The sequence below is a fragment of the Desulfosporosinus sp. BICA1-9 genome (assembly GCF_000802135.1).
Window position 1 is genome coordinate 41,242 of record NZ_JUEE01000131.1, and the last position, 13,897, is coordinate 55,138.

At 43.3% G+C, this 13,897-nt stretch carries 10 protein-coding genes and 1 other annotated feature; of the genes, 1 reads left to right on the forward strand and 9 read right to left on the reverse strand.

Going from position 1 to position 13,897, the window contains the following annotated elements; all coding sequences use genetic code 11:
• Nucleotides 1–10: 10 nt before the first annotated feature.
• A complete protein-coding gene (gene ileS, locus JL57_RS15540) occupies nt 11–3,112 on the reverse strand; it encodes an isoleucine--tRNA ligase (RefSeq protein WP_034142934.1) in 3,102 nt (1,033 codons plus the stop codon).
• 68 nt (nt 3,113–3,180) lie between these two features.
• Nucleotides 3,181–3,409: a binding site (T-box leader), on the reverse strand.
• A 629-nt stretch (nt 3,410–4,038) separates the two neighbouring features.
• Between ileS and JL57_RS15545 the strand changes: the two genes are divergently transcribed.
• Nucleotides 4,039–4,794, forward strand: coding sequence for a cell wall metabolism sensor histidine kinase WalK (locus JL57_RS15545; protein ID WP_291300150.1), 756 nt, complete (start codon nt 4,039–4,041; stop codon nt 4,792–4,794).
• 261 nt (nt 4,795–5,055) lie between these two features.
• Here the strand turns inward: JL57_RS15545 and JL57_RS15550 are convergent, their stop codons facing one another.
• From JL57_RS15550 to JL57_RS15585, 8 genes are all read right to left on the reverse strand, one after another.
• Nucleotides 5,056–5,274, reverse strand: coding sequence for a glutamate mutase L (locus tag JL57_RS15550; protein WP_034142935.1), 219 nt, complete (start codon nt 5,272–5,274; stop codon nt 5,056–5,058).
• A gap of 162 nt (nt 5,275–5,436) precedes the next feature.
• The gene (locus tag JL57_RS15555; RefSeq protein WP_034142936.1) at nt 5,437–6,084 is read right to left on the reverse strand and encodes a DUF1638 domain-containing protein; all 648 of its coding nucleotides are present in this window, start codon (nt 6,082–6,084) and stop codon (nt 5,437–5,439) included.
• Between the two features lie 2 nt (nt 6,085–6,086).
• Nucleotides 6,087–7,892: a hydantoinase/oxoprolinase family protein gene (locus JL57_RS15560; RefSeq protein ID WP_291300151.1), complete on the reverse strand. Its 1,806-nt coding sequence runs from the start codon at nt 7,890–7,892 to the stop codon at nt 6,087–6,089.
• Nucleotides 7,873–8,049, reverse strand: coding sequence for a glutamate mutase L (locus JL57_RS34580; protein ID WP_291300152.1), 177 nt, complete (start codon nt 8,047–8,049; stop codon nt 7,873–7,875). The genes JL57_RS15560 and JL57_RS34580 overlap by 20 nt, the downstream gene beginning before the upstream one ends.
• Before the next feature lie 1,414 nt (nt 8,050–9,463).
• Nucleotides 9,464–9,781, reverse strand: a complete 318-nt coding sequence (locus JL57_RS15570; protein ID WP_034142938.1) for a type II toxin-antitoxin system RelE/ParE family toxin — start codon at nt 9,779–9,781, stop codon at nt 9,464–9,466.
• Entirely contained in the window at nt 9,765–10,049 is a 285-nt protein-coding gene (locus JL57_RS15575; protein ID WP_366557038.1) for a type II toxin-antitoxin system prevent-host-death family antitoxin, read from the reverse strand. Before JL57_RS15575 ends, JL57_RS15570 begins: the two co-directional genes overlap by 17 nt.
• Nucleotides 10,050–10,394: 345 nt before the next feature.
• Nucleotides 10,395–13,049 (reverse strand): pyruvate, phosphate dikinase, encoded by a 2,655-nt coding sequence (ppdK, locus tag JL57_RS15580; RefSeq protein WP_034142940.1) that lies wholly within the window; start codon nt 13,047–13,049, stop codon nt 10,395–10,397.
• Entirely contained in the window at nt 13,042–13,863 is an 822-nt protein-coding gene (locus JL57_RS15585; protein ID WP_034142941.1) for a pyruvate, water dikinase regulatory protein, read from the reverse strand. Before JL57_RS15585 ends, ppdK begins: the two co-directional genes overlap by 8 nt.
• Nucleotides 13,864–13,897: the final 34 nt, after the last annotated feature.

Below are 13,897 nucleotides of genomic sequence, written 5' to 3' on the forward strand. Positions count from 1 at the left end.
GCCCTGGAACCTACAATTTCTCCAGCTTCAAGCCTGTCTCATGACCATTAAGATTCTGCTTTTCCAAACTAGCATCCTTAATTCTCTCAATATTGTTTGCTAGAGTCTCTTGTTTTATATAGTCTTCATATAGTTTAACAGCCTCAGCTATTTCCTCATCGCCATCATAGTAGATTTTGATTCTGTCCATCATTTCATAGTCATTAGATTTTCTCATTTGCTGTACCTTGGAGACAAACTCCCGCGCATACCCTTCATCGATCAGCTCTTTGGTAAGGGTTGTATCAAGTATTACAAATAGATTGTCCTCCACGGTCATTGTAAAGCCTTCTTTAGCCGCGATCGTAGTGATGACATAGTCCTTAACTAGGTCTACACCTTCGCCCTCTACCTCAATCGAAATCGTTTCTCCAGCTTCTAATCTAGGCACAAGGTCAGACGCGTCAAGGGCTGCCAGTGCTTTGCCTAAGGATTTTACTTTTGAACCAAAGATAGACCCTGCTACTTTGAAATTAGGCTTTAAGCTAAAGTGCATATACTGGCTCAAATCCTTGGCAAACACAACCGCCTTAACATTAAGCTCTTCCTTGATTAAAGGAAGCATGTAGTCGATCAATTGCTCATATTTACCGTCGATCAAGATCTGTCGGACCGGTTGTCGCACCTTGATTCTGACCTGTTCCCTTGCTGCCCTGCCTAGACCCACTAGATTTCTCACCAGATCCATTCTAGTTTCCAACTCGCCATCGATCAGGCTTGAATCGGCGACGGGGTAATCCGCTAGATGAACGGATAGTTCATCAGTCAAACTTCGATAGAGTTCTTCGGAAATATAGGGCGCAAAGGGAGCCACCAGCTTGGATAATCCCACGAGTATTTCATAGGTCGTATTGTTGACCGCTTTCTTGTCATCCGTAAGCTCTGAACCCCAGAAACGCCTGCGCGAACGTCTTATATACCAGTTCGAAAAATCCTCATTGACAAACACAGTGATCTTTCTCACTGCTTTGGTCAGATCAAAGGCACTTAAATCTGACTCGACGCCTTTTAGAAGGCTGTTATATTTTGATAGTACCCATCGATCAAGCTCGGGTCGATCCTGGTAAGCAATAAAGAAGTCTCGTGGGTCAAGCTTATCCGTTTCGGCATACAAGGAAAAGAAAGCATACACATTTCTCATCGTGCTGAAAAATTTACTCTGTACTTCCTTGATCCCTTCGATATCAAATTTCGTTGGACTCCAAGCCGGAGAAACGTGAAGTAAATACCATCTTAAAGCATCCGCTCCATATTGATCAAACAATTCAAAGGGATTGACTGTATTTCCTTTGGACTTAGACATCTTATGCCCATCCTTATCGAGAACCAAATCATTAACCAGTACTCGTTTATAAGGTGCGATTCCCTTGATGAAGGTTGAGATCACAAGTAGAGAATAGAACCAGCCTCTGGTCTGATCAATACCCTCACAGATATAGTCGGCGGGAAAGAGCTGATCAAAGTTCTCGCTATTTTCAAACGGATAGTGATGCTGAGCAAAAGGCATGGAACCACTGTCAAACCAACAGTCAATCACATCTTTCACCCTGGTCATTGTCCCGCCACATTTTGTGCATTTAAGGTGAATATCATCCACAAAAGGCCGGTGCAATTCAAGCGTTGTTTCATCCAGCGTTTCCACCGCGTTTTCTACCAGTTCCTTTCGAGAGCCAATCGATGTGGTGTTTCCGCAATCGCATCTCCAGATATTCAGCGGTGTTCCCCAGTATCGAGTTCTGGACAAGGCCCAGTCATTGGCGTTTTCCAACCAGTTGCCAAACCTTTTTTCTCCGACAAAATCAGGATACCACTCAACGCCTTTGTTGTTCTCAACCAATTGATCTTTAAATTTTGTGACTTCGATATACCAGCTCGGTTTAGCATAATAAAGGAGTGGAGTCTGACATCTCCAACAGTGAGGATAGTTATGCTCCATTTTTTCTTTCTTAAATAATTTTTCTTCCCCGTGCAACCATTTGATGATATCGAGATCCGCATCCATAACAAAGCTACCTTTCCATGGAGTGATCACAAATTTTCCTGTTTCATCGACAGGCTGTAGAACTGGCAAATTATACCTCTTGCCAATGTTGTAATCATCCTCCCCAAAGGCTGGGGCAGTATGGACAATTCCCGTGCCATCCTCTGTCGTTACATAATCGCCGACCGTAACAAAGAAGGCCTTCTTATCCGCTTTTACAAACGGCATTAACTGCTCATATTCTACGAACTCAAGATCTTTTCCCTTGATTTCTTCCAGAACTTCAAACTCTTCTCCCAAGACTCTATGGGATAAAGTCTTGGAAACATAATAAATCTCCTCATTTTGCCTAACTCTCAGATAGACCTCTTGAGGATTGACAGTCAGTGCCACGTTCGAAGGAAGCGTCCAGGGCGTCGTCGTCCAGACCAGAAAGAACTCTTCGACCTCTTTTCGCTTAAACTTTACGAAGACGGTGTTAGTCTTTATTAACTTATAGCCCTGGGCTACTTCATGGGAGGCCAGCCCAGTTCCACAGCGTGAACAATAGGGCAGGATTTTGTGTCCTTCATAGATCAAACCTTTTTTGAAAAACTGATCAAGTATCCACCAAACGCTCTCAATGTAATTATTATCGAGGGTGACGTAGGGATGGTCCAAATCGATTGAATATCCCATTCGTTTGGTCATATCTCGCCATTGCTTCTCATAGCTGAACACCGATTCCCGACAGTTCTGATTAAACTCCGCAATTCCATAGGCTTCAATTTCCTGCTTGTTGGTAAGTTTAAGTTGTTTCTCTACTTCGAGTTCCACAGGAAGACCATGAGTATCCCATCCAGCTTTACGCTTGACCTGATAGCCCTGCATGGTTTTGTACCGGCAAACTGAATCCTTTAAAGTTCTGGCTATGACGTGGTGTATTCCCGGTTTGCCGTTGGCCGTGGGAGGTCCTTCATAGAATACGAAGGGTGTTTTACCTTCCCTAGTTTGGATGCTTTTATCTAGTATCTTATGATCGTTCCAGTAATCGGCTATTTCACTTTCTTTTTTCGCTACGGGTAGATCCGTTAGCGGTTTGAAGTTAGACATATTCATCTTCCTTTCATGTTGGGTTCAAATATCGTGTAAATAACATCAAAAAGTCCCTAAGTCAATGACTTAGGGACGGATTATCCGCGGTACCACCCTTGTTATTAATGGATAGCTTAAATAAACAATCCACTAATCGCTTAAAACATGTAACGTATGTCTACGGAACAGCTTAGATTATTTCAGCCGCTCAACTCCAAGGTGATCTTCATAAAAAACCTTCGTCATAATCTTTCACCCGAGGATTATGTCTCTAAAACCCAAGTCCTTTATTACTATCCTTATCATGGTCGTTAACAATATTTTATACTATATCCAAACGATTTAACCTATATGCATCATATTCCAGTTGCTTAAACATTGTCAAGGGCACTCCACTCCAACTACAAAACCTTAAGACAGACGTACTCAGTAAATTCCCTGGCTAATTTATCCAAGGCCTCAGCACGCCTAAAACAAACGGCAAACTAGTATTTCCAAAGTTTATGGGTACGCATTATAAGGAATGAGATAGGCGCGCTTGCGAACTTTGATAATGTTTTTTATTAAAAAAGGTCGAAGTGTTATAATATAACTACAAAAAGAAAAAAGCGTTAAAGTATTTGACAATTTCCCATAATGTTGTGATATTTGTGCGATGCCCAAAAACAACAGGCAAATGTTCTTCAGTACTCCCACCAAATTAACGACAAAACTCTTTTTTATGTGATTCGTAAAGATGAAATTAAGCAGCAACCGAGATATATTGTATCCTTTGCCTGGGGCAATTACCCCAATAACCTTGCAATGTCCATGTTCTGGCGATTGTTGTTGCTAATGCTGATTTCATTGCTGCTTAGTTGGCCTGTCTCTTTATTTCTAGCACGCTATATCTCCAGGCCGCTTGTATTGATGGAGACTCAGGCAGCTCGCATAGCCGAGCGTGATTGGTTTGGTTCGAGCCGTTTGTTCTGGATCGGCGTGACGAGATCGGCAAGCTAGGCCGTGCGTTTGAAAACATGCGCCAGCGCCTGGTTAAACAGGATAAGGCTCAGCAGTCTTTTCTACAGAACATTTCACATGAATTGAAGACTCCGGTGATGGTTATCCGCAGCTATGCCCAGTCTATGCTGGATGGCATATATCCAAAAGGAACGCTGGACGAAAGCATTCTAGTTATCAATGGCGAGGCGGAGCGACTGGAAAAACGTATTCGCGACCTGCTGTATTTGACGAAGCTTAATTATTTATCAACAAAGGAGAAAAAACGGGAATCGTTTAATCTGACTGAATTACTTGAACAGCGCTTGGAGAGGTTTCAATGTCGTCGGCCAGAATTAATATGGACTGTAAAATTAGTGTCTTTCTGCACTACAGGCGACCGTGAACAGTGGGGAGTAGCTATCGATAACATGCTTGATAACCAGATACGCTATGCCGTAAAACGGATTGTCTTGTCGCTGGATGCACTAGCGGATACCACAGAGAAGGTTCTGTTACGTATCTGGAACGATGGAAACAGTATTGAAACTGAATTGATCGACTCACTGTTTGAGCCGTTCCAAATCGGCAAGGATGGTGAATTCGGTCTGGGATTGGCTATTGTTAAACAGATCACAGAATTTCACGAAGCCAAAATATGGGCCAGTAATGAAGCGGACAACGAGGAAGAAGGTGTAGCCTTTTACATTGAGCTAGGTTGAGGATATTGCCTACCAACTTTTACCTTCAAACATCATTTTGGGACAGCCCATATTTGCACCAATTGCACGATGTACACACTTTCCGCGTATGGCTTTTTTATATATGGGATTCTGATTAAAGGACCAATCAATTTTTAACCATTATGGAACATTTTTATCTATTGCATAAATTGTTTTTTACTACTCCATATGTCCATACATTGACGGGATAAGGTGTCCAGTATCTGACAAAAAAGAGACCAACGTATATTTGTTTGTCTGTTAGTCTCTTCTCCTAACCTTCTTTATAGAAAGAGAAACCATTCTAACGTTATCCAGATCGATCTTCCCTAAATTCTCGAGACATTCTTTTATTCCAATCGTCAAATCCTGCGGCGTTGTAAATGCTTTAGCCTTGGCAACGACAACTTTTTCTTCAAAATCTAAGAGTACACCATCCGTGTAAGTACCCCCGGTATCTATCCCTAATATGTAAGACATGGCTATCACCACCCAAAATAATTGCCAGCACTAGCCAGCACCGTTACAGCCAAGGTATTACGCTTATAAAAAGTTCATCTATCAGATGAGTTCGTATAGATTAAACTGGATTAAACTCGTGGATGATACCACTAATTAGATTAATATCCCGTTAGAAAACTCTTAAAAGAAGCTTTCTTGGGTAACCATCATTTTTGGGGGAATCACGACAAAATCCCTATCCCAATCTCCAGTTACTAATCTCTCTAAAAATCGACAGGAACCCTTTCGTTCTTCAAGTTCAGCTCCCATAAAGTCAGCTACTTGTTTTGAATAGTCCATAAGTGAGCCATAATCTCCAACTTCTGTATCGATGAAAACAAGTCTCTTGTAATGGTGATATTCAGTATCAATAATATACTTAGCATTCACTTCACCGTATTTATCACAATATCTCTGATACTCTGCCAATGGTTCAGCACCTTGATCGATCCATCCCTTGCTTAGATAGATGGTTCCTGGAGATTTGTCGAATTCCTGCTGGTAAAGCTGTCGTGAACCGAGCAAGAGGCTTATGCAGTCGTGAACCCTAGGGATAACCAGCGTGTGAGTTCTCGAATGAAGATTTACAACTCCGTTCGAACACAATCCATAGCCGAAAAGCAGGGTATCATGTTCTTGGTCTGCATCGATTCTGGCTTGCAACTCTGAGTTAAGTTTTTTAGGTTCGCGATGAAGTGCGTAGGGCAACAGTTCATAGGACATACCTTGAGGTAGCACTTTTTCAATTTCATCGGCCATGGTACTACACACAAAAACCTTTGCTTTCATGGTCACAATCCCCTCTCTTCTTGACAGTATCCGGAGGCAATGATCTCGAAGAACTCTTCAATAAAAACCGTACCAAACTCCGTCTCACTCGTCACTTTATCCTGATTTACGGTGATCTCTGGGTTGGCTATGCCCGCCTTATGGGCATTTTCTATGACAATTTCCTTACCCCTCGTTAGAATTCTCTCGCAGGCGTCATCATAGTACATAAAGGCCTCGCAGCCCCATGGAGCGTGGACTTTGAACCCCGGTTTAATTAAGGCAGTGATCTTCTCGCTAACCTTTCCCATGGCTGCCCCGATCGCACTAGCTACTTCACTGTGCTCAGGAATTATCATTTCGGTATTTAATAGCTGACCCACCGCAGGTAAATAGGCTTTTACGGGAGCTCCGATCGCGACAATTGGGTAATTCAAGTTGATTGGAATACGTATATCCGAGTCCATTGCTTGCTTGAAAAAAGGCTCTAGGAAAAACTTAAAGTTCGCATCCTTCAAATCGAGCTGATAACCTTGTTTGGAAGCAATACTCTGCAGCGTAGAAAGAGCCAGTGATTGAGTCATCGTCTCTAGACATTTTGTGGCAAAACTCTCATGACTACAGCCATAGGTATTAGCAAGGATTCTTGCTCCTTCGAGTGCAGCCTCGACATTCCATTTTTTCAAAAGACCAAGGCAATGCAGGGCATCTGTCGGAGTAAACGAAATACGCCCAATAATTCCCGCTTGTTCGAGAGAACTAAGCGCAAATGGGCTGACGTATTTCCCAATTCGTTCTTTTAAAATCAGGCCATTATGGGGCCCATCCTCAAGTGCCTTGACAATCAAGCTTTCATCCCGGCTTAATCTTTCTAAAGTACGAGGGGGTTTAACGATTATCCAGCAATCCATGGTTTGGGCGTTAAAGCTACTCCCGTTACTCAAGGGTTTTGAGCTTTGGATTTCCCTAAGCTCCTTCACTAAATAGGGATAGTGCAAGCTAATAACACTCAGCGGCCTCACGCGAGTTGGGCCAATACCGAGCTGACCCTTTCCTTGAACTGTAATATAACTATCCCCGCCGATCCCAAATGTACTGATTCCCGCTGTATTGATATGGGTTTTCCACCCTGCGACGATGGCTCCTTCGTCATGCATTCTCCAACATTTATGCTTGACGATTCCGATGTCAGAGGTAGTGCCGCCCATATCCAGCGTTAAGAACGTTTCCAAACCCGAGAGAAACATTGCGCCGACAATACTTGCGGCCGGTCCCGACAGGATTGTCTCAATGGGCTTTTCGAGTGCTTTTTCTTCCCTAATTAAAGATCCGTCCCCTTTTACTACCAACATGGGAACTTCAATTTTCTTTCTTTTAAGCACTTGTTTCACGGCTTTTAACAAGTCGGCGATGATTGGCAACAATTTAGCATTCAAGCAGGCCGTTACAGTCCGTTCATAGAGCCCGATACTTGAGCTTAGCTCGTGGCCACATACTATAGGGACATCCCATTCCCTTCGCACTAACTCTTTAGCTTGATTCTCATGCTCCGGATTTCTGATACTAAAAATCCCGGAGATAGCCAAAGTATCCACTTCACCTTTCATTTGCCCGATGACGTTGATAAGCTCATCCGTGTCAAGTTCACATTTTGCCATTCCAAGCCCATCGTGTCCGCCTGAAACCATACTAATCTTATGGGCTGGGTAAATTCCGGCAGGTTTATTGCCGATCAGAATCAACCCTACTTTACCACCACGTCCTTCCACGATCGCATTGGTAGCGAGGGTTGTCGAAAGAGAAACCATCTTAAATCTGTAAAGGATCAAATTCCCCTATGTTATCAATGCACTCTTCGATCCCAATCGTCAGATCCTGGGGTGTTGTAAAGGCTTTGGCCTTAGCGACGACCACTTTGTCCTCAAAATCCAAGAGCACACCGTCCGTATAGGTTCCTCCGGTATCGATTCCTAAAATAAAGGACACTGTTTTCACTCCTCTTTTACAGAAATGGGTTTACTCCTCGATACTATGTACAACATTAAGATGCAATTTTTATGCCATCGGTAAATATTGATACTCTCACAGGGATGGAGGGGCAGTCAAGTCAACTTTAACTTTATCTTTAATTTTAAGTCATTTCCGACTCCTGTGAACTCGTTCAGCTAAAGCTGAACATCGAGTCTTCGGTGAAGTAAGTCTCCAGTGACGATAGTGTCCGGTGGACACTATCGCCGAAGGCGCATGCTCCATAGAGTACTGACCGCCTAAGGATTACTTATGCCGAAGGCGCAGATCTACTGATGAATACTTTCGCGCGTAGGATGGACTCTACCTCCTTCGCCGCTAAGTGTTCCTGTTGGGAAAAGCGGCTCGGCGAAACCAATCCTCAGCGCGATCGTATTCGTTAAGGGCCGTGCGCTTCGGCGATACTCTCCACTGGAGACTATCGTCACTGGAGGCTTTCGTCACCGAAGCAGAGGACGAGGACCCACTCCCACTTGAAGAAGTGGGAGTATTACGATTGGATAAATATCAATCCAAAACATTGGATTACGAAGTTTCCATGTACATAAGACAATGGCTAATTTCATTGTTGTATCGATCCTTAGATTTTGATGACATATGGATATCTTTGATAAAAAATGATTTCACAATGTCATGGGTAATCTCAGAAGGCTGGTTTATGCCTGCAAACTCAAAAAACAAAAAGAAACGCGAGCAAGCGTTTCTTATCTGAGTCAGGTATGAAGTCCCATAGGCGTAAGGTAACGTTGCAAGATAGTTGTCCAAGAATGTTCTGCCCCAGTTTGGAAGCTGAGTGTAAGGTGACGTATTAAATGTGTTCACCGACCTTAAAACATAACAATAAAGTCGTTTAGAACTGGTTGCTTCTATTTCGACATAAAGTTACTTCTGTAATATCTGAATAAGGTTTCCACATGTATCGTCAAAGACAGCTATTGTGACTTCGCCTATTTCTGTCGGCTCCATAGTAAACTTCACGCCGTGTTCTAATGATAATGCTAATATTTTACATCAGTTGCTCATCTTTATTACCAGACTAACCCAAAATTTCACAATAAGAAATAGGGTACTATCTCTTAATTCTAAAAGACAATACCCATATATATTTTTTAAATATACTCTATAAACCTTGATAGATAAGGATTGGATAGCTGTGCTTATACTATTTGCTTTATTATTTAATTGACCCTTGATTCTTTATCGCTGCCTGAGCCTTATCTATCATAAAAGACCAATCTCTTTTTCATATTGAAACACTTTATGTAATCATAAACTAAATTGGAGTAATCAGAGGCATAATTCTCATCTCCTTTTTCGTGAGTCAATTATAGCTTTCTTCGTCTTATTTTAGGCTTTTATTCTGTTTTCCAGCCTACGATAACCAGCCATAGTCCTGGCGTGTATCTACAACTGCGTCCACATATACGGTGTTTTCCTTGATCTGATAGACCAATAGATACCTTTTCTCCAATAAGAGTTTTCGGTATTTTTCTGAAGGAATCAGCTTGTCAATCAGCCCTGGATTTCTTTCTGGGAACTGTTCTAATGACTTTGCCCTTACCTGAAAGTCTTCAATTAACCACGTGGCTGCATGCTCACTAACCTGTGCCAGAAACCGTGCGTGTGATATCAGCATTTGCTTGGCCTCATCGGAAATAACTACGGTGTACCGTTTATTTTCGCTGTCCATCTAGCACCTCTCGGACTGCTGATTTCATCATAGCAGAGACCTCGTCAATGGAATAACCTGGTTTTCCATTCAGCCTGCCTTCTTCTGCAACAACCAGGTTTTCCCGTAGCCGAAGCATACTTTCCCTTCTTGCATAGGTTTCTATATCCATGACCACGAGATCCCCTTCTCCGTTTTTCGTAAGATAAACCGGTTCTCCTGACCGCTTGCACAATTCAGAAATCTCATTATAATTTTTGCGGATTGCTGCGGACGGCTTGATATTCATCATATAAATCACCTCTCTTGGTAGCAATAAAATACACTTATTATATGCTTATTATACTACCACCGAATCGATTTGTTGTCTATAAACATTACCTAGAACCAGATACTCCTAATTTTTGTACGTATCCCGGTTTTGAGAGCTTTGCCTATATTATTTTAAGCCCTTATTTTGATTGGTCTTTTCAATGCTGATTTCATTTAAAGATTGGCTCAAAAATCAGAAACGAAAATAGGGTATTGTCTCTTAAATTACTAAGAGGCAATACCCTTACTTTATATTTTCTATTAAGTCTCCAAAGCCTTGGTATATAAGACTTTCGGAGTCTCATTCATCCTGTTTTATTCCTTACTTAGATCGGTCTTTGTTGATTACAGCCGCCTGGGCGGCAGCCAATCGAGCAATCGGTACGCGGAATGGAGAGCAAGAGACATAATCCAAACCGACCATATGGCAGAATTCCACAGAGTTCGGTTCCCCGCCGTGCTCACCACAGATCCCTAAGCCAAGAGCTGAGTTTGTACTCCGACCAAGATTTACGCCGATGCCGATGAGCTTACCAACCCCCTCGCGATCTAATACGACAAAGGGATCTGTCTTCATGATTTTCTTATCGAGATAGACCGGGAGGAACTTTCCTTGGGCATCATCACGAGATAAACCCATGGTCATCTGGGTCAGATCATTAGTTCCGAAAGAGAAGAAATCTGCAACCTTTCCGATCTCATCAGCCAAGAGCGCCGCGCGCGGCACCTCAATCATGGTTCCGACTTTATAGTGAAGCTGAACGTTTTGTTCTTGCATAACCTCTGCCGCAGTATCGTCTACCAACTTTCGCATCATCAGGAATTCTTCTTTCCCCATGATTAGTGGAATCATGACTTCTGGATGAATGTCGTACCCTTCTTTGATCAAACGTGCACTAGCTTGGAAAATCGCCCGTGCTTGCATAACCGTAATTTCAGGGAAGGACACGCCAAGGCGGCATCCACGATGGCCAAGCATTGGATTCAATTCAGATAAGGCCCGAACATTACGTAACAAAGCTTCTTTTTCATGTAAGGACGTTAGATCAGTTTTGCTAATTCTAAGTTTTGTGATCTCCACCACCAACTCCTCAGAATGGGGAAGAAATTCATGAAGTGGAGGGTCGAGCAGCCTAATAGTCACAGAGAACCCCTGCATAGCCTTCAAAATACCGTAGAAGTCCTCTTCCTGCATGGGTAAGAGCTTAGCTAAAGCAGCTTCGCGATCTTCAAGGGATTGAGCCAAGATCATCTCTTGAACAATAGGTATCCGCTCAGGGTCCATAAACATATGTTCCGTCCGAGTCAACCCGATCCCAACCGCGCCAAAATCACGAGCATTAGTCGCTTCTGTTGGACTATCAGCATTGGCCATAACCCGAAGTCTAGCAATATCATCCGCCCAACCCAAGAACTCCTTAAATCCTTCGCTTAGTTCTGGATCGACCATGGATACTTCCCCTTTGATCACTCGACCAGTTGATCCGTCGATAGAGATGATCGTTCCTTGGGGATAATCCACCCCATTAATGACAAACAAACCTTGGGTATAGTCAATCTTTAAAGCATCGCACCCACAGACAGCCGGTTTGCCCATATGACGGGAGACAACAGCCGCATGGCTTGTCATACCGCCACGGCTCGTCAGAATCCCCTGAGCTGCCAAAATACCCCGGATATCATCCGGTGTTGTTTCCGTGCGCACCAGAATTACTTTCTCACCGAGATTTCCTAACCGTTCCGCTTCCTCAGCACTTAAGACAATTCTGCCGGATGCAGCTCCTGGCGAAGCAGGTAACCCTTTGGCCAGAACTTGGAGCTTTGAATCCGTGTCCATACGGCGATGTAATAGATGTTCTAATTGATCCGGTTCGATCCGCATCACTGCTTCTTCTTTCGTAATCACGCCTTCGTGGAAAAGTTCCACAGCCACTCGGATTGCTGCCGAGGCAGTACGTTTGCCATTTCGAGTTTGGAGCATATATAGTTTACCGCGCTCGATGGTAAATTCAATATCCTGCATGTCTCGATAATGAGATTCTAGTCGTTGGGAAGCCTCCACAAATTGATTATAGATCTCTAAATTTTCCTGCGCCAAGGTAGCAATCGGGTTCGGTGTTCTAATGCCTGCAACCACGTCTTCCCCTTGAGCATTCATTAGGTATTCACCATAAAGTGCACTTTCCCCTGTGGAAGGATTACGGGTAAAGGCCACGCCCGTTCCTGAATCAGATCCCATATTTCCAAAGACCATGGACTGAACATTAACAGCTGTTCCAATGTCATTTGGAATATTATTGATTCTACGATAAACATTAGCACGGTCGTTATTCCACGAACGGAAAACTGCCAAGACTGCTTGTTCTAACTGAGTTCTAGGGTCCATGGGAAACGGGTTGCCAGTTTTACGTTGAATCTTTTTCTTATACTCACTTACCATCCATTTGAGGCTCTCCGCGGAAAGCTCGGAATCATAGTGGACTCCCTGTTTTTCTTTGGCAGTCTCCAGTATCTGTTCAAAAATATAATGCTCTACTTCTAAGACAACATCCCCAAACATCTGGATAAAGCGCCGATAACAGTCCCAAGCAAAGCGCTCATTTTGAGTGTTCTCAGCCAAAGCTACCACAGTCTCATCATTAAGGCCCAAATTGAGAACCGTATCCATCATGCCCGGCATTGAGAACTTTGCCCCTGACCTTACCGAGACGAGAAGTGGATTTTTCGGATCTCCAAAGAGTTTACCCGTAGCTGCTTCAACCTCAGCCAAAGCAGGCCAGACACCTTCCCATACCCCATCTGGCAACGTTTCACCATTGCTGTAATACTCGTTACAGGCTTCCGTGGTAATTGTAAATCCTGGAGGAACCGGCAAACCAATTTGGGTCATCTCGGCCAAATTGGCCCCTTTTCCACCCAATAAATCACGCATTGAGGCCTTACCTTCTTGGAATAAGTAAACATATTTCTTACTCATTTCGATCCCCCTTAAATAACATTTCTAGAACGATACTCGCAGTTTCTTCAACTGCTTTACCAGTTGCATCGATAATTGGACAGCCTATCCGCCTCATGATACCACGGGCATATTCCAGCTCTCTCATGATCCGATCCAGGTTAGCATAATCTGCTGTCGCTCCCAGCCCCAGAGTTTTTAAACGTTCTGTTCTAATCTGGTTAAGCAATTCGGGTCGCAGAGTTAAGCCAATCACTTTCCGTGAAGAAATACAAAAAAGTTCCTCAGGAGGATCGACTTCTGGAACTAAGGGAATATTAGCAGCTTTAAGCCCTTTGTGAGCTAAGTACATACTGAGTGGAGTTTTCGACGTTCGAGAGACACCAATCAGAACAACATCAGCATAAAGTACCCCGCGCGAATCTTTACCGTCATCATATTTCACAGCAAATTCGATCGCTTCCACCTTACGAAAATATTGTTCATCTAAGCGATGGATAATATTTGGCGTATGTGTGGGGTCCATACCCGTTTGGCTGCTAAGAGCGCCAATTAGAGGACCCAATATATCAACAGTTTTAAGCCCTTTTTCAGAGGCCTTTCTCTCTATATAATCTCGAAGATCTTTAAGTACCAGGGTATAAACTAAGATTGCTTGCTCGGCAATGGCCTCTTCCATAATATCTTCCAAATGAGCTTGATCCCGTACGTAGGGAACCCGACGGATCCGAGTCTTTACGCCAATGAATTGTGCTGCCGCCGCCCGACTTACAAACTCAGCCGTCTCTCCAAGTGCATCTGAAATGACATAAATCACCGACATTTGAGCCGTCACATTCACACCTCCGAATTCATTCGAAGTCTACTCT